The 16,731-nt window shown below is 66.5% G+C and carries 16 protein-coding genes; 5 read left to right on the forward strand and 11 right to left on the reverse strand.

The features are described from left to right. Nucleotides 1-92 precede the first annotated feature (92 nt). Nucleotides 93-1,259 carry a tRNA 2-thiouridine(34) synthase MnmA gene (gene mnmA / locus ACWPMX_RS12945; protein ID WP_455700788.1) on the forward strand — a complete coding sequence of 389 codons (1,167 nt, stop codon included), beginning with the start codon at nt 93-95 and terminating at the stop codon, nt 1,257-1,259. On the opposite strand, the gene ACWPMX_RS12950 is transcribed toward mnmA, so the two are convergent. Beyond that, nucleotides 1,226-1,573, reverse strand: coding sequence for a hypothetical protein (locus ACWPMX_RS12950; RefSeq protein WP_455700408.1), 348 nt, complete (start codon nt 1,571-1,573; stop codon nt 1,226-1,228). The two genes, mnmA and ACWPMX_RS12950, sit on opposite strands and share 34 nt — an antisense overlap. Nucleotides 1,574-1,607: 34 nt before the next feature. On the opposite strand from ACWPMX_RS12950, the gene ACWPMX_RS12955 reads away from it, so the two are divergent. Further along, nucleotides 1,608-2,741, forward strand: a complete 1,134-nt coding sequence (locus ACWPMX_RS12955; protein ID WP_455700409.1) for a serine hydrolase domain-containing protein — start codon at nt 1,608-1,610, stop codon at nt 2,739-2,741. Here ACWPMX_RS12955 and ACWPMX_RS12960 read toward each other — a convergent pair. From ACWPMX_RS12960 to pdxH, 3 genes are read right to left on the reverse strand one after another with little or no spacing between them, the layout of a single operon-like run. Beyond that, entirely contained in the window at nt 2,726-3,517 is a 792-nt protein-coding gene (locus tag ACWPMX_RS12960) for a PhzF family phenazine biosynthesis protein (protein ID WP_455700410.1), read from the reverse strand. The two genes, ACWPMX_RS12955 and ACWPMX_RS12960, sit on opposite strands and share 16 nt — an antisense overlap. Beyond that, nucleotides 3,514-4,464: a cation diffusion facilitator family transporter gene (locus ACWPMX_RS12965; RefSeq protein ID WP_455700411.1), complete on the reverse strand. Its 951-nt coding sequence runs from the start codon at nt 4,462-4,464 to the stop codon at nt 3,514-3,516. Before ACWPMX_RS12965 ends, ACWPMX_RS12960 begins: the two co-directional genes overlap by 4 nt. Further along, nucleotides 4,461-5,069 (reverse strand): pyridoxamine 5'-phosphate oxidase, encoded by a 609-nt coding sequence (pdxH, locus tag ACWPMX_RS12970; RefSeq protein WP_455700412.1) that lies wholly within the window; start codon nt 5,067-5,069, stop codon nt 4,461-4,463. Before pdxH ends, ACWPMX_RS12965 begins: the two co-directional genes overlap by 4 nt. 188 nt (nt 5,070-5,257) lie before the next feature. Between pdxH and ACWPMX_RS12975 the strand changes: the two genes are divergently transcribed. From ACWPMX_RS12975 to fabI, 3 genes are all read left to right on the forward strand, one after another. Further along, nucleotides 5,258-6,241: a DnaJ C-terminal domain-containing protein gene (locus ACWPMX_RS12975; RefSeq protein ID WP_455700413.1), complete on the forward strand. Its 984-nt coding sequence runs from the start codon at nt 5,258-5,260 to the stop codon at nt 6,239-6,241. Between the two features lie 66 nt (nt 6,242-6,307). After that, nucleotides 6,308-7,363, forward strand: a complete 1,056-nt coding sequence (locus ACWPMX_RS12980; protein WP_455700414.1) for a YihY/virulence factor BrkB family protein — start codon at nt 6,308-6,310, stop codon at nt 7,361-7,363. Then, complete coding sequence (gene fabI, locus ACWPMX_RS12985) at nt 7,360-8,163, forward strand: enoyl-ACP reductase FabI (protein ID WP_455700415.1); 804 nt, start codon at nt 7,360-7,362, stop codon at nt 8,161-8,163. Before ACWPMX_RS12980 ends, fabI begins: the two co-directional genes overlap by 4 nt. A 73-nt stretch (nt 8,164-8,236) precedes the next feature. Here the strand turns inward: fabI and ACWPMX_RS12990 are convergent, their stop codons facing one another. The 7 genes from ACWPMX_RS12990 to ACWPMX_RS13020 form a co-directional block, all read right to left on the reverse strand. Then, nucleotides 8,237-9,511 carry a sugar transferase gene (locus ACWPMX_RS12990; protein ID WP_455700416.1) on the reverse strand — a complete coding sequence of 425 codons (1,275 nt, stop codon included), beginning with the start codon at nt 9,509-9,511 and terminating at the stop codon, nt 8,237-8,239. A gap of 156 nt (nt 9,512-9,667) precedes the next feature. Beyond that, nucleotides 9,668-11,107 (reverse strand): hypothetical protein, encoded by a 1,440-nt coding sequence (locus ACWPMX_RS12995; RefSeq protein WP_455700417.1) that lies wholly within the window; start codon nt 11,105-11,107, stop codon nt 9,668-9,670. Further along, the gene (locus tag ACWPMX_RS13000; protein ID WP_455700418.1) at nt 11,104-12,297 is read right to left on the reverse strand and encodes a glycosyltransferase family 4 protein; all 1,194 of its coding nucleotides are present in this window, start codon (nt 12,295-12,297) and stop codon (nt 11,104-11,106) included. Before ACWPMX_RS13000 ends, ACWPMX_RS12995 begins: the two co-directional genes overlap by 4 nt. A gap of 16 nt (nt 12,298-12,313) precedes the next feature. After that, nucleotides 12,314-13,444, reverse strand: a complete 1,131-nt coding sequence (gene wecB / locus ACWPMX_RS13005; protein ID WP_455700419.1) for a non-hydrolyzing UDP-N-acetylglucosamine 2-epimerase — start codon at nt 13,442-13,444, stop codon at nt 12,314-12,316. A gap of 7 nt (nt 13,445-13,451) precedes the next feature. Then, nucleotides 13,452-14,558: a polysaccharide biosynthesis C-terminal domain-containing protein gene (locus ACWPMX_RS13010; RefSeq protein ID WP_455700420.1), complete on the reverse strand. Its 1,107-nt coding sequence runs from the start codon at nt 14,556-14,558 to the stop codon at nt 13,452-13,454. Continuing rightward, the gene (locus ACWPMX_RS13015) at nt 14,555-15,592 is read right to left on the reverse strand and encodes a polysaccharide biosynthesis protein (protein ID WP_455700421.1); all 1,038 of its coding nucleotides are present in this window, start codon (nt 15,590-15,592) and stop codon (nt 14,555-14,557) included. Before ACWPMX_RS13015 ends, ACWPMX_RS13010 begins: the two co-directional genes overlap by 4 nt. Continuing rightward, complete coding sequence (locus ACWPMX_RS13020) at nt 15,585-16,721, reverse strand: glycosyltransferase family 4 protein (RefSeq protein ID WP_455700422.1); 1,137 nt, start codon at nt 16,719-16,721, stop codon at nt 15,585-15,587. The genes ACWPMX_RS13015 and ACWPMX_RS13020 overlap by 8 nt, the downstream gene beginning before the upstream one ends. Between the last annotated feature and the right edge of the window lie 10 nt (nt 16,722-16,731).

Genomic DNA, 16,731 nt, shown 5'->3' on the forward strand with positions numbered 1-16,731 from the left:
GACCCGCACGAACCGCTGGGGCGGCAAACTGGCGCATATTCCCTCTCCGGTGTAAGGGCGCCGCCGTGAACGCTGCCGTCGTCCTGTCTCCCTTGCTGGAACCCGCAGCCGCCGCTGCGCTGTTCGACCTGCCGCGCGCCGCGAATGCGTGCCGCATCATTGTCGCGATGTCGGGCGGGGTCGATTCGTCGGTCGTCGCCGCGCTCGCCGCGGCGAGCGGCGCCGAAGTGATCGGCGTCACCCTCCAGCTCTACGACTACGGCGCGGCGACGGGCCGCAAGGGCGCGTGCTGTGCAGGCGACGACATTCGCGATGCACGCGCCGTCGCCGACCGGCTCGGCATCGCGCACTACGTGTTCGACCACGAGAGCGCCTTTCGCGAGGACGTGGTCGAGCGGTTCGCCGACGACTACCTCGCCGGGCGCACGCCGGTCCCCTGCATCCGCTGCAACATGGGCCCGAAGTTCACCGACCTGTTCCGCATGGCGCGCGAGCTGGGCGCCGATTGCCTTGCCACCGGCCACTATGTGCGCCGCGTCATCGGCACCGCAGGTCCCGAGCTTCACCGCGCCTTCGATCCGGCGCGCGACCAGTCTTATTTCCTCTACGGCACGACCGACGCGCAGCTCGAATTCCTGCGCTTCCCGTTGGGCGGGCTACCGAAGGCCGACGTGCGCCGCCTCGCCGAGGCAGCTGGCCTGCGCAATGCGGCCAAGCCCGACAGCCAGGACATCTGCTTCGTGCCCGACGGCGACTACGCCAAGATCGTCGGCAAGCTGCGGCCCGAGGGTGTGCAGGAGGGGCGAATCGTCCACGCCGCCACCGGCGAGCCCCTCGGCACTCATCGCGGGATCATCCACTTCACCGTGGGCCAGCGCCGCGGGCTGGAGATCGGCGGCCAGCCCGAGCCGCTCTACGTGATCGGCATCGACGCCGACAGCGCCGAGGTGCGTGTCGGGCCGAAGGCGATGCTCGGAGTCGCGGCGGCGCACCTGATCGAGACCAACCGCATCGGCCCGCTGCCCGAAACGCCGCTCACCGCGAAAGTCCGCAGCCTCGCCAAGCCCGTTCCGATCGCACTGGCAGGGCCGCTGGGCGACGGCGCGCCGACGACGATCCGCTTCGCCGCGCCCGAATTCGGCGTCGCGCCGGGGCAGGCGGCGGTGATCTATGCGGGCGACCGGGTGGTCGGCGGCGGGTGGATCGACGCGACCGAAGCCGCGGTTCAGTCGTTCCAGGGATCTAGCACGCAGCCGTAACCCGGCTTGATTCGCGCGGTATCGCTGACGAGCAGCAGCCGCGCGGTCACGCTCTTCGCCGAATCGTCCTCGGACAGCGAGACCAGTTCCATCCCCCCGATCTTGTCCTTCGCGCAGTCGTCGAGCGGACGGCCCGCGACGAAGCGGCACGAGCAGGCGACCCGCGCGCTGTAGGCGGTCGCCGCGTTGGCGTAGCCGGTCGCGGCGGTGCCGAACGCCAGCCACAGCGCCAGCAACGCGACGACGATCCCGCCGATCCAGACGAGGCGATTTGCGCCGAACAGCCGACGCTTCGTCCGCTTTGCCGTTGCCAACCCGATTTCCTCCGTGCGAATGCCCGCCGCGCCGATGCGCCTCTCCCCGCCCCTTATCGCCGCCCTCGCCGCGCTGCCAGCCCTGCTGCTGGTATTGGCCGGATGCTCGTCGCAAGCCCCGGCCCCGCCGCCGCTTACGAAGGAAGCGCTGGCCGCCGTGAAAGCGAACCCCGGCGCGCCGAACGAACAACTCGCGCGCGAGATCGACGACCTGTTCGCCAAGGACGGCCTCGGCGAAACGCGCGCGATCGTCGTGATGCACGGCGGCACCATCGCCGCGGAGCGCTATGCCCCCGGATACGGACCCGATACGCGGTTCGTGAGCTGGTCGATGGCGAAGACCGTGACCGCCGCGATGATCGGACTGCTGGTGGCCGACGGCCGCCTGACGCTCGACCGGGCGCCGCCGCTGCCCCGCTGGCGCCGATCGGGCGATCCGCGCGGCGAGATCACGCTGCGCCAGCTCCTCCAGATGCGCAGCGGACTGCGGCACACCGAATCGGGCGATGTGCCCTACGAATCGAGCGAAGTGCGGATGCTGTTCCTCGACGGGCGCGACGACATGGCGACCTTCGCCGAGAGCCAGCCGCTGGAGGCCGAGCCCGGCGCGAAGTTCGAGTATTCTAGCAACACGACGGTCATCCTCGCCGACATCGCAGCGCGCGTGCTGACCCGCAGCGACGATCCCGAGCTGCGCCGCCGGGCGGTCGCCGACTACCTCCAGACGCGATTGTTCGGGCCGCTGGGCATGACCTCGATGGTGCCGGAATTCGACCAGGCGGGCACGCTGGTCGGCGGCAGCCTGATGCATGGCACCGCGCGCGACTGGGCGCGCTTCGGCGAATTCCTGCGCAACAAGGGTTCGTATCGCGGAACGCAGATCCTGCCCCGGCGCTGGGTCGAGTTCATGACCGCGCCGAGCCCGCGTCAGGCCAACTACGGCGCGCAGACCTGGCTCAACCGGCCCGTCAAGGGCGACGACGATCCGCTGTTCGCGAACCGAGGGCCGAAATCGCTGTTCGCGATGATCGGCCACATGGGCCAGTACGTTCTCGTCGCGCCCGACCGGAAGCTGACCGTGGTGCGCCTCGGCCATTCGGACGATGCCGAGCGCCCGCCGATGCTGCAGGAACTGGCCGACGTCGTCGAACTCTACCCCGGCAGGTAGAGCGTTCCCTCGATCACGGTGACGCACCCGCCCGACAGCCGCACGAGGTCGCCGTCGAGGGTGCAGCCAAAACTGGCCCCGCGCGCACTGGCCTGCCGGGCGAGGAAACTCGGCATCCCCAGTCGCTCGACCCAGTAAGGCGTCAGCACCGCATGGGCCGATCCGGTCGCCTGGTCCTCACCGCCGACGCGAGTGAAGACGCGGCTGACGATGGCTTCGGCGCTTCCCGCCGGTGCGGGGGCGGTCGCAGTGACTTGCCAGCCGAGACCGCGCAGGGCCGCGAAATCGGGCGCGAGACGTTCCACCGCGTCTGCCGAGCGGTAGATCGCGAGGGCATAACCGTCTTCGTTGAAGTGCATCTCCACCGGCTCGGCGCCGAGGAACTCGGCGAGCTCGGGCAACTCGCGCGGCGCAGTAGAAATGGCTGGAAGCGCGAGCTCGCGCCGTTCGCCGTGGGCCGTTACTTCGAGCATCCTGCCGTCGGGAGCTACGAAACGGGCATTCCCTTTGCCCTGCGACAGGACGACGTGCCCCGCCGCCAGCGTCGCGTGCCCGCAGAGGCCGATGGGCCGCGCGCCATCGAACCAGTGGATCGGTCGCACGCCCGCGCCATTCTCCGGTTCCACGAACGCAGTCGCCGGCAGGCCGAGTTCGGCCGCGATGGCCTGCATCGTTTCCCTGGTCAGCGAGCGGCCGGGCAGCACGACCCCCGCCGGATTGCCGCTGAACGCTCGGTCGGCGAATGCGTCGACCTGCCAGTACGGCAGGCCGGTCACCCGTCGCCTTCGAGCCGCGAAAACTGGTCTTCCTCGACCAGCGGGTTGTCGGGCTCGTCGACGTGGCCTTGCGGATCGATGTGGATCAGCAGCTCCATCTCGGGGAACTTGCGGCAGAGATCCTCTTCCACACGGTCGATGATGTCGTGCGCCTCGCCAACGGTCAGGTGCGCAGGCAGGTCGACGTGGAACTGCACGAAATCGTGCGCCCCGGCTGACCGCGTTCGGAGGTCGTGAAGGTTCGACAGCTCGGGATGCTCGGCGGCGGCGGCGACGAACTGCAGGCGCTTTTCCTCGGGCCACTCGCGATCGAGCAGCTGGTCGATCGCCTCGCTCGCCGCGCGCCACGCGCCGAGCAGCAGCCACGCCGCGATGCCGAGCCCGAACAGCGGGTCGGCCATCCCGAAACCGAGATACTGGTCGAGCACCAGCGCGGCGATGACCGAGAGGTTGAGAAACAGGTCCGACTTGTAGTGCAGGTTGTCGGTCGCGATCGCGAGCGACCTGGTCTTGCGAATCACGTGCCGCTGCCATGCGAGGAGAACAAACGTCGCCAGGATCGCGATCACCGAAACCGCGATGCCTTCGTTCGCCGCACTCGTATCGTGGGTGCCGGAGAGCAACTGCGTCATCGCGCGGAAGGCGATCGCGGAGGCCGAGATCGCGATCAGCATGACCTGGAAGATCGCCGCCAGCGCCTCGCCCTTACCATGGCCCCAGCGGTGCTCGCGGTCGGCGGGCTGGGCGGCGAACCACACGCCCCACAGGGTCACCAGGCTGGCGATGAGGTCGAGCGTGGTATCGGCGAGGCTGCCGAGCATCGCGGTCGAACCGGTCTTCCACGCGGCCCAGCCCTTGAGAGCGCCGAGAAACAGCGCCATCGCGATCGAGGCAAAGGCGGCGCTGCGGGTCAGGCGGGCGCGCTCGGCGCGGGCTTCGGGCGTCATGGGTAGAGCAGCGTGCTGCTCCACCCCGCGCCGTCTCGCACGAAGCGGCGGCGGTCGTGGAGGCGATTGGGGCGGTCGAGCCAGAACTCGATGGCTTCGGGCGCGAGCGTGAAGCCGGTCCAGTACGGCGGACGCGGCACTTCACCCGCGGCCTTGCAGGCATCCTCAAGCGCCTCGACCCGGTCGAGGTAGGTCTGCCGGTCGGCGAGCGGACGCGACTGGTCGCTCGCCGCGCTGCCCACTTGGCTGACGAAGGCGCGGCTGTGGAAGTAGTCGTCGGCCATTGCGGGCGAGACCTCGGTCAGCGGGCCTTCGATGCGGATCTGGCGGCGCAGGCTTTTCCAGTGAAACAGCAACGCGGCGCGCGGATTGGCGAGGATCTCAGCCCCCTTGCGGCTCTGCGCGTTGGTGTAGAACGTGAAACCGTTTTCGCCCCAGTCCTTGAGCAACACCATCCGCACCGAGGGCATCCCGTCGGGCGTGGCGGTGGCGAGCGCCATCGCGTTGGCATCGTTCGGCTCGCGGTCGCGCGCCTCTGCGAACCACGTTCCGAACAGGCCGAGTGGGTCCGAATCGGGCAGCATGGACCGCTCAGCGTCGGTCATGCGCTTCTCCCGGATTCGATAGGGTTGCTGCCTGGAAGGTGACACGAAGTATACGCCAAAACGGGCAGGGGACGGCAGCAGCGGTTGGGACGGGACAGGTCATGGGCCGGGCCGGTCTAACCGCCGTGTGCCTTGTAGGAAAGCCTCGCTTCTTGCGCGCGTCCACTGCCTCACCTAGCTAACACGCCATGGCCGATCCCTATGCGACCCTTGGAATAGCGCGCAGCGCGAGCGAAAAGGACATCAAGTCCGCCTATCGCAAGCTCGCGAAGGAGCTGCACCCCGATCGCAACAAGGACAACCCCAAGGCTTCCGAGCGATTTTCGGAAGTGACCCGGGCATACGACCTGCTGTCCGACAGCACCAAGCGCGCCCAATACGACCGCGGCGAGATCGACGGCGAGGGCAATCCCGCCAATCCGTTCGGCGGCATGGGCGGCGGGAGTGGCGGCCCCTTCGGTGGCGGGTTCAACGGCGGGTTTCAGGGCGGCGGCTTCCGTCCCGAAGACCTGCGCGGAATGGGCGGAAACGACGGGGTAGACCTCGGTGATCTCTTCGAAGGGCTGTTCGGTGGCGGCGCCGCGCGCGCCGGGCGGGCCGGCGGATTCGGCGGCGGCGGCTTCGGCCAGCAGCGTCGCCCGCCCCCGCCGCAGAAGGGCGCGGATATCGGCTATCGCCTGCGCGTGTCCTTCGTCGACGCGGCGGCACGCAAGGACCAGCGCATCACGCTCGCCGACGGCAAGACGATCGATCTCAAGCTGCCCGCCGGGGTCGAGGACGGGACCCAGATGCGCCTCAAGGGCAAAGGCGAGCCGGGGCACGGCGGGGCGGGCGACGGGATCGTGACGATTTCCGTCGATCCGCACCCGTTCTTCCGCCGCGACGGAGACAACATCCGGCTCGACCTGCCGATCACGCTGGCCGAGGCGGTCGCCGGCGGAAAGGTCAAGGTGCCGACCGTCGACGGCCCGGTCATGCTGACGATCAAGCCGGGCACATCGAGCGGCACGACCATGCGGCTCGGCGGCAAGGGGTTCACGAAGAAGGACGGCAAGCGCGGCGACCAGTTGGTCACGCTCGAGATCGACCTGCCCGACGATGTCTCGGAACTCGCCAAGCGGCTCGACGGTTGGCAGGACGAACGCAACCCCCGGGCAAAGCTCGGGGTTTGAACGGGTCGTCGTTCGTACACGCGATCGGCCTCAACCAGCGAAGCGGCAGGCCAAGCACATCCGACGATGAGTGAAGAACCGGTTCTCGATACCATTGTGTCCGCGCCGGTCGAGCGGCCGCTCCTCAAGCTGTCTCCCGAGGAGCGGCGCAAGGATGCGCTGCATCACCGCCCCGGCTTCCGCAGTGAGGTGATCAGCCGGGTCGGCCCCGGCACAAAGGTGTTCGAGATCGCGAAGCGCGTGCTGATCGGAGCCTACAACGACGGCTTCATCCACGCGGGCAACCTTGCCTACATGGCGATCATCGCGATCTTCCCGTTCTTCATCCTGGGTGCGGCGATCTTCTCGATCCTGGGCGAGGAGAGCGAGCGCGCCGCGACCATCACCACCGTGCTCTACGCCCTCCCGCCGATCGTGAGCGAGGTGATCGAACCGGTCGCCCGCACCGTGGTCGAGGCGCGCAGCGGGTGGCTTTTGTGGCTCGGCGGCCTCGTCGGCCTGTGGACCGTATCGAGCCTGATCGAGACGATCCGCGACATCCTGCGCCGCGCCTATGGCACCCCCGCCACCCACGCGTTCTGGAAGTATCGGCTGTGGTCGGCGGGGGTCATCTTCGGCGCGGTGGTGCTGCTGATGGTCAGCCTGATCGCGCAGGTGCTGATCGGCACCGCGCAGGAAGTGATCGACGCCTACATCCCGCGCCTTGGCGATGCGATCGATGCGCTGCGCCTGACCCGCATCGTGCCCGCGCTCGGGCTGTTCGGATCGCTCTACCTGCTGTTCTACACGCTTACGCCCAAGGCCTATCGCAAGCGGCGCTATCCCAAGTGGCCCGGCGCGCTGGCTACGACGCTATGGTGGATCGGCGTCACGGTCGCCCTGCCCCCGGCGATCCGCAGCTTCTTCAGCTACGATGCGACCTACGGGAGCCTCGCCGGTATCATGATCGCTCTTTTCTTTTTCTACCTCGTCGGACTAGGGATGGTGGTGGGTGCCGAGCTCAACGCCGCGCTCGCCGAGACGCCCGAGGAGGCGGAAAACCGGATCGGCCAGGCCGATGACCGGGCACGGCGGGCGGCGGCGAAGGAACTGGCACGGATGGAGCAAGAGGGAATCGGATGAGCGGGCTGATGCAGGGCAAGCGCGGGCTGATCATGGGCCTCGCCAACGACAAGTCGCTGGCCTGGGGTATCGCGCAGAAGCTGGCCGAACAGGGCGCCGAGCTTGCGTTCTCGTACCAGGGCGATGCGCTGGCCAAGCGGGTGGTCCCGCTCGCCGCGCAGCTCGGCAGCGACTTCTGCTTCGATTGCGACGTGTCCGACATGGCCGCGCTCGATGCCGCGTTCGATACGCTGAAGGCGCGCTGGGACAGCCTCGACTTCGTGGTCCACGCGATCGGCTTTTCCGACAAGAACGAACTGCGCGGCAAGTACGTCGACACCAGCCTCGACAACTTCCTGATGACGATGAACATCAGCGCCTACAGCCTTGTCGCGGTGGCCAAGCGCGCGTCGGAGATGATGAGCGCGGGAGGCAGCATCCTGACCCTGAGCTATTACGGCGCGGAAAAGGTCGTGCCGCACTACAACGTGATGGGCGTGGCGAAGGCGGCGCTGGAAACGAGCGTGAAGTACCTCGCCAACGACCTCGGCCCCGACGGCATTCGCGTGAACGCGATCAGCGCCGGCCCGATCAAGACGCTGGCGGCGAGCGGGATCGGCGATTTCCGCTACATCCTCAAGTGGAACGAGCTGAATTCGCCGCTCCGCCGCAACGTCACGATCGAGGATGTCGGGGGCGCGGGCCTCTACCTGCTGTCGGACCTGGCGAGCGGGGTCACCGGAGAGACGCACCACGTCGACGCGGGCTACCACGTCGTCGGCATGAAGCAGGAAGACGCGCCGGATATCGCGCTGAGCTGACAAGCGCAGCACACGAGGAAAGGGCCAGACAGCAAGACGGGGCGGCGCGAAGATCGCACCGCCCCTGCTCAGGTTATTTGACGCCGAAACCGCCCGTCACGATACGCACGGTCCGCAACAGGATCAGAAGGTCGAGCCAGAGCGAGAAGTTCTTGATGTAGTAGAAATCGAACCGCAGCTTGTCGTGGACCGAATTGAGATCGGCGACATGGCCCTGGTTGACCTGCGCCCATCCGGTGATCCCGGGCTTGACGATGTGCCGGTAGCTATAGAACGGCAGCTCCGCCTCGTACCAGTGCGACAGGGCGATCGCTTCGGGACGCGGGCCGACCCAGCTCATTTCGCCGCGCAGGACGTTGAACAGCTGGGGAAGCTCGTCGATGCGAAACCGGCGGATGACCGCGCCGACCCGGGTAATCCGGTCGTCACCGGCGGCAGTGATCGAAGCCTGCTTTTCGTCGCTCCGATCGTGGCGATCGCGCATCGAGCGGAATTTGTAGACTATGAAGATCTTGCCGCCTTGCCCGATCCGCGGCTGGCGGAAGAATACCGGCCCCGGCGAATCGAGCCGGATCGCCAGCGCTGTACCAAGAAGGATCGGAAGCAGGAGCGGCAAAACCAGCAAGGCTGTCACCCGGTCGACAAGCGACTTCACGTCGCCGAATGCGCGGTTGGGCAGCAGCGAGCCGAGCGAATTTTCGGAGAGGTGCTCGATATCGACTTTTCCGGTCAGCACTTCCTCGACCTGCTTGCTGTGATAGACCGGGCACCCGTGCAGCGCAGCGTCGGCCAAGGCGCGCTCCCATTCGTCCGGCAGGTCTGCCCGCAGGTCGGCGACGAGGCCATCGGCACATTTCTTGGGATCGAACTGCGGGTTGTCCATCGGCACGAACCGCGCCCACTCGATGGATGCGAGCCGGTCGATGTTGCCGTAAGGCACCAGCCGAAACGTCGGTCGCCGTCCGCGGCCGAGCGACGTCGCAAAGACCATCGCCATCAGCGAGGCGAGGCTGAAGCTCGAGACCATGACAACGACCGAATACGGAACGCGCAGGGCAAGCAGCACCACCGCCGCCGCGGTGTAGGTCGTGATGTACAGCGGAAGGTCGCTCTCGACGCGCGAGAATCCGGGGAACCCGCGCATACGCCGCGACATGACCAGTCCCGCGACGAACGCCACGGCCGTCGCCATCATCGTATTGTTGAGCGCGGCCTCGTTGATCCTGAGGTCGCGCACGGCAAAGACGAGCGTCGAGGGCATCAGGACGGCGACGAACAGGCCGGTGAAGAACTGGAACGAGAAGCGCTCCATCATCGTCCGGTCGCGCGCGACTGAAATCATCTGCATTGCGACAGCCAAACCGTGAGTTGCATACCCCGCGCCGTGGATGCGCCTGCACAGCGCGCTCCACCCAGCGCGCCCGGCAAGCTCCCGGGCCTTCCGACCCTGCACGACAGCGGGCCGTCCCTAGTGACGCGGTAACGCACTGTCTATCGAATCCGACTAACGGCCGAGATCGACCGCGACGGAAATCCGCCGACCAGGTGCAAGCGAGCCGAGGTCGAACGGTTCCCCCGTAAGGGCGTGGCTGAAGGCTACCGCAACGGTCCCGCGCGTGAAATCGAGCCTGACGTTAAGCGGCAAGCCCGACGAATTGAGCTCGAGCCCCGCCGTTCCGGCGGCTGTATCGCGGTCCGGGGCGGGGACGTCGATCTCGAACTGGTCGCGAGCAGAACCGACAACCCGTCCGCCGGCGACAAACGCTCCCCCCGTGGCCCCGCCACGTCGCTGCACGGGATTCGCGCCCCGAATGGCCGCCGTGTCGGGTGGTGCACTGCCCGGTCGGCCGAGCGCGGATATTGCGTGGGTCAAACCGTTCGCGCTTCCTTCTAGAGTAACCGAGAATGCGACTGAACCCGATGCGCGCGGTCCTGCTTTGGCATCGGCCTGCGCACGCATCGACCGCCCCGAAAAGGCCTTCGCGTTCTTGCCGCCGACGAAGCCCTGGCGCCGCCGGACAATGCCGTTGCGAACCTGGTAGCGGTTCTCCGACAGCACGACCCCATCGAGCGACCATTCGTCATATTCGCTGTCGTCTATGTCGATCAGGTGGCTCGGCGCGTACCCTTCGACCGTGGCGATGAAGGCATGGAGGGCGTGGCTGTTCCCGCGCAGCCTCAGGGGAATGCCCGCCTCCACAGTCGCCTCGACGTGAAGCCCGCGCACGAACCAGCCGGACAGGTCGGCCCCGATCGCGGTCGCCGGGCTGCGCGCGCCTTCGCCTGCCTGCATCACGAACAGGTTCTGGATGTGATTCGCCGCCCCGCGCCCGCGCATCCCGATCCGCACGCTCTGGACAGTCAGGTCATTGATCAGCGCGACGTTGCCGGCGACCGCCAACCCGATCGCTTCCGGCGCATCGCGCAGCCAGAGGCCCTCGATGATGCTCTCGGTACCCAAAGGCACCTCGTTCGCCTGATCGCCCAGCGCCAGCACGCTTTCCAGCCCGCGCTGGCCGCGGCCGTAGAGCGCAAAGCCCGACAGCATGACCTTCTGCGCGCCGTTGCCGCGGGTCGAGAACCAAGCCCCGCGCGTTCCGTCGCGACAGATGAACGCCGAGGTCTGGCGCCCCGTGCCGATGATCGTCGTCGCCGGGTAGAGCGTGATCTGCCCGCACAGGTAGGCGCGATCGGCCATGATCAGGGCGCGCGGCAGTCGCTGGCCTCCACCAGTCGATGCCCAGTCGATCGCTGCCTGGATTGCCCGGGTATCGTCGGTTCCCCGTCCGGACGCGTCGGGCGCATCGCCCTTCGCACCAAAGCTCTCGAACGTGCGAATTTCGGCAGCCGGCCCGACAGGCCCCGCCGCACCGAGCGCGGGCGCTGACGACGCCAGCCCGGCGATCGGCGCAGTCGCTATCAGGGCGCGGCGAGACAGGGTCATCGCGTCTCAGCCGACAGGGCCGCGACGACTTGCCGCACCGCCGCAGCCGCAGAAAACTGGTCCTGTGCCAGTGCGCGCGCACGATCGGTCATCGCGTGCCGATCATCGGCCTCGTCCACCAAGCGCACGGCAAGCGTGGCGAGGTCAGCGCCCGTCGGATCGACCGACACGGCACCCACCGCGTGGTCGCGGATCATCGACACGATGTCGTTCGCAGGGTTGACGCTCGCCAGCACGGGAAGGCCGCAATGCATATAGCTGATGAACTTCCCCGGAATGTTATGGGTCCGGTGATCGTGCGCCAGCGTCAGCAGACCGGCGTGCGCCTGGGCAAAGACGCCCGGTATCTCGTCCGGATCGATCTCGTCGTGCATGACGACGTTCGCCAGTCCCTCGTTCTCGACTGCGACAGCCATGCGGGCCGCTTCGCTCCCCCGGCCGACGAACAGGAAACCGATGTCGCTGCGCCGATCAAGCTCGCGGGCGAGGTCGAGCATTTTGTCCATGCCCTGCGCAATGCCCATGTTTCCGGCGTATACGAATACCTTGCGACCGGCGAGCGGCCCGACCGACAGGTCTATCGAGCACGGCCGAAGGATCGGCGGCGCCAGCCAGTTGGGCAGCACCTCGACCCGCGCGCGGCGGGCGTGCGCGGCAACGAACTCGGCGTTGCCCGGCGTCTGGATGCCGATCACGTCGCACTGGCTGTATTCGTAGTCGGCCACTGCCTGCAGCACGCGAAACCGCCAGTTACGTCGGATCAGGCCGAGGTCGAGCATCCACTGCGGGAATATGTCGCGCAGGATCAGGTAGGCCGGGCACCCGCTCGCCGTCTTGAGCGAGCGGACCAGCGGACCATGAAAAATCGAGGGAGAGTAACACACCACTCCATCGAACCCGGCCAAATCGACCGGCGAACCGCGTAGTGCCCGGCGCATGGCGAAGGGCATCAGGAACTCGTTCACGGTTCGCCGAGTGTAGGAAATGTCCTTCATCTCCGGTGCCCGCAACCGGTAAATCTCGACCCCTTCGTCGCTGGCCGACGTCCACGACTCCGCCTGACCCGGCATCGGCATCAGCACGACGGGTTGGTGTCCCTGGCGCGCGAATTCGCGCGCCAGATCGCGCATCTGCACGGCACCCGACGAGCGCTGCGGCGGATAGGCTTCGGTGACGAGGGCGAGACGCATCAGCGGACAGTCGGCGTCAGTAGCGCTTCCAGACGACCCGGTTCACGTAATCGGTGTAGCTGTGGACGATCCGCACGACCTTGTCCGACACGTTGGGCATTGAATAATCGGCCGGCTGGCGGATAAGGCGCGTGTCGCCCCGGGGCTGATCGGCGAGGATCGCGAGGCCCTGCAGAATGCGTTCGGCGTCGAGCCCGACCATCATCGCCGCAGCTTCCTCCATTCCTTCCGGCCGCTCGTGCGCCTCGCGCAGGTTCAGGGCCGGGAAGTTGAGGATCGAGGCCTCTTCGCTGATCGTGCCACTGTCCGACAGGACCGCCCTGGCGGCAAGCTGCAGCCGGTTGTAGTCGCTGAAACCGAGCGGCTTCATCAGTCGCACTCCGTCGGCAAAGGAAATCCCGGCCGCCTCGATCCGGTTACGGGTGCGCGGGTGCGTCGACACGATGACTGGCAAGCCGAACGTCTCGGCAACGGTGTTGAGCGCGGCGACCAGTTTGCGGAACGCACCCTCCGGCTCGACGTTCTCCTCGCGGTGCGCGCTGACGAGGAAGTAACCGCCTTCCGCAAGTTCCAGCCGGTCGAGGGCTTCGGATGCGTCAATACGGTCGCGGAAATGGGTCAGGACCTCGAACATCGGGCTGCCGGTCTTTATCACCAATGCCGGATCGAGCCCTTCGCGCAGTAGGTAATCCCGCGCGATGTCGCTGTAGGTCAGGTTCACGTCGGCGGTGTGGTCGACGATCCGGCGGTTGATTTCCTCGGGAACACGCTGGTCGAAGCACCGGTTACCCGCTTCCATATGAAATGTCGGCACCTGCCGTCGCTTGGCCGGAATCACCGCTGTGCAACTGTTCGTGTCGCCGAGGACCAGCAGGGCGTCAGGCGCGTGTTCGGCAAGCACGCCGTCTACTCTGGCGATCACGTTGCCGATCGTTTCCGCCCCGGTCGCACCGGCCGCTTCGAGAAATACGTCGGGTTTACGCAGACCGAGATCGTCGAAGAAGATCTGGTTGAGCTCGTAATCGTAGTTCTGGCCGGTGTGGACCAGCGTGTGATCGCAGTACCGGTCAAGCGCGACGATCGTGCGCGACAGCCGGATGATCTCCGGCCGGGTACCGACGACGGTCATGACCTTGAGCTTCTTCATCGCGCCATCATTCCGTCGGTTCGAGCGAATAGGCCACTGTATCCGGCTTCTCGCGATCGAAGGCTTCGTTCGCCCACAGCACGACGATCATCTCGCCCGGGCCGACGTTGGCGATGTCGTGAGACCAGCCCGGAATGGTGTCGACCACCCGCGGCTCATCGGCCGAGGTTTCGAATGCGTGCTCCTCGCCGGTCAGCAAGTGGCGAAAGCGGAACCGCGCCCGTCCCTGCACGACAAGGAACTTCTCGGTCTTGGTGTGGTGGTAGTGCCCACCGCGCGTGACGCCCTCGCCCGCCGTGAAGAACGAAACCTGACCGGAACCGGTGGTCCGCAGCATCTCCGCGAAGCGGCCGCGCGGGTCGGCGTGGACCGTAAGCGGATAGGAAAACCGCTCCGGCGGCAGATAGCTGACGAACGTCGCATAGAGCGCGCGGTTCAGGCCGGTGCCCACGTTGTCGACCGTCAGGCTGCCAGGCACCTCGGCATAGAACCGCATGCGATCGGCAACCTCGCCCACCGTCGTGTCATAAACCGGGGCCGGTTCGATGCGATGCGCGCCGGCGGGATAAGGACCATCGAGCCATTCGGCGATCATCGCGACGACATCGTCGATATAGATCAGGCGCAGCGGGGCGGCCGGGTCGTTCACCGGCAAGTCGAGGCCGCGCGCCGCGTTGTGCGCGAACGTCGCGACGGCAGAATTGTAGTTCGGCCGGCACCACTTGCCGAAGATATTGGGGAACCGCACGATCGCCGCGTGCGAGGGCAGCGCCTCGAACGCCTGTTCGCCGGCGCGCTTGCTCAATCCGTAAGCGCTATCGCTTCCAGCCTGGATCGACGAGGCGAGGAACACGGGCGGTGATGGTTCGGCATTCCTGACAGCTTGCGCAAGCACTTCGCAGAGGCCGCGGTTCACCGCGTCAAACGCGCCCGGATCGGTTGGGCGGTTCTCTCCCGCGAGATGCACCACGGCATCGGCTTGCCCCACAAGCGCGGGAAGCTGCTCCGGTCCCGTGTCACGTCCGTAACGGAGGATGTCGTGGCCTAGTTCCTCCATCCGGACGATCAGGTTGCGTCCGACGAAGCCATTGGCTCCGGTGACCAGAACCCTCACGCGGCAGCGCCCGCAGCCTCTGCCACCACCTGACGGATCAGCGGCAGCTCCATCAGCAACGAATCCAGCGCCTGCCCTTCCAGCCGGGTGGTGTTGTGCGAATTGTAATCCTCCGAGCGCGAGATGCGCTTCTCCCCCTCTTCGACGAACTTGCGATAGTTCAGGTCGCGCAGGTCGGGAGGCACGCGGAAATACTCGCCGAGATCCTCGGCCGAGGCCATCTCCTCGCGGCTCAGGAGCACTTCGAACAACTTCTCGCCATGACGCGTGCCGATCTCGCGGACCGGATGATTCGGTTTTCCGGCAAGGATCCGCAGGCGGTTGGCAAGCTCGTGGATTGTGGCCGCAGGCGCCTTCTGGACGAACGTATCGCCCGGTTCGCCGTTGGCGAAGGCATAGAGCACCAGGTCGACCGCGTGTTCCAGCGTCATCATGAAGCGCGTCATGCTCGGGTCGGTGACAGTGATTTCTGCATCGCGGGCGATCTGGTCGACGAACAGCGGGATGACCGAACCGCGCGACGCCATCACGTTGCCGTACCGCGTGACCGAAATTACCGTATCGCGCGCGTTGCGCGATGCGGCGACGGCGACCTTTTCCATCATCGCTTTCGACATGCCCATGGCATTGATAGGATAGACTGCCTTGTCGGTGCTGAGGCAGACGACCCTCTGCACGCCATTCTCGACCGCCGCGCGCAGCACGTTGGCGGTGCCATGCACGTTGGTTTTCACCGCTTCGAGCGGGTGGAATTCGCAGCTCGGCACCTGCTTCAGCGCCGCGGCGTGGAAGATGAAATCGACCCCCCGCGTAACATCGAGCGCTGCGACGTAGTCGCGCACGTCGCCGATATGGAACTTCACGTTCGACCGCTGATAGCGGTTGCGCATGTCGTCCTGCTTCTTCTCGTCGCGGCTGAATATGCGAATTTCCTCGAGGCCGGCGTCGAGAAAGCGAGAGAGCACCGCATTGCCGAACGAACCCGTTCCGCCGGTGATCAGGAGGGTGCGACCCTTGAACTTGTCGTCAATCACGCGCGACCCCTTCGTTGGCAAGGTCGCGCAGCGCGGCCCAGGTGCGGTTGGCGGTGACATCCCAGTCGTATAGCGCTGCGCGATCGCGCGCGGCCTGGACGACGCGATCCGCAAGTCTCTCGTCGGACAAGACAAGCTCCAATTGGCGGCAGAAATCGGCCGGATCGTAAGGAGAAAAGTAGGCCAAGTCTAGGCCGCCGATTTCCGGCATCGGCATGACGTCGGACGACAGCACGGGCCGACCCGCGCCCATCGATTCCAGCAAAATGTTGGGGCAATTCTCGCACGACGAGGCGAAGACGTTGACTTCGGCATTGTTATAGAGCGCAGGCAGCTGGTCGTATGGCACTCCCCCGGCCAGCACCACGCGATCGGTGAGGCCCGACCGTTCAATCAGCGCCCGCACGTCGGCTGCGGCTTCGTAGTTGTCCTCACCCGCCAGCACCAGCCGGTACTGGTCGCGCAGCGGTTTCGGCAGCATCGCGTACCCTTGCACGACCTCGATGTGGTGCTTGTACGGTTCGAACCGCGATACATAGAGGATGTAGGGACCATCGCCTGCGACATCAGGCCGAGGGAGGCGTGTGCTGGCGGTGAGGAAGGGTCGCGCGATGCCGTGCGAAATGGTGACCGTCTTCTTCAGTCTTCCCAGTCGCTCGATCTGGTTGCGCCCGAATTCGGAAATAAAAATGACAAGGTCGGCGCGCTGCATGCTCGACAACAGGCTGCGGCGAAGAAGGAGGTTGCGCACTTTCTGCGGCCCCCACTTGAGCCGGTCACGCATCGCCTTGTCAAAGGGAAGCATGTTCCTGAACATGGTCACCGTCCGGCAGCCGTCGGGCACTATTGTGTTGAGCAGGCCGCCGGGGCTGAACAGGATATCGGCCTCGCTCTCGGCCAGGATGCGGGGCAAGCGAAAACGCTCCCAGAACAGCCGCAGAAGCGGGTTCTCGACCGGCCAGCGGGTCGTTCCGCGAACGATCGCAGGATGTTCGGGTAGCGCGAGCCCCGGTGGCGCGAACACGAGAATTTCAAGCGCGGGATCATCGGGCACACGCTGCAGCAGGTTTCGTACGTACGTCTGCCCACCTCCGAGGCGCGCGGAATACGCGTTGATGACGATCTTCATGCCGATGTTC

This window comes from Tsuneonella sp. HG094 (assembly GCF_053819285.1).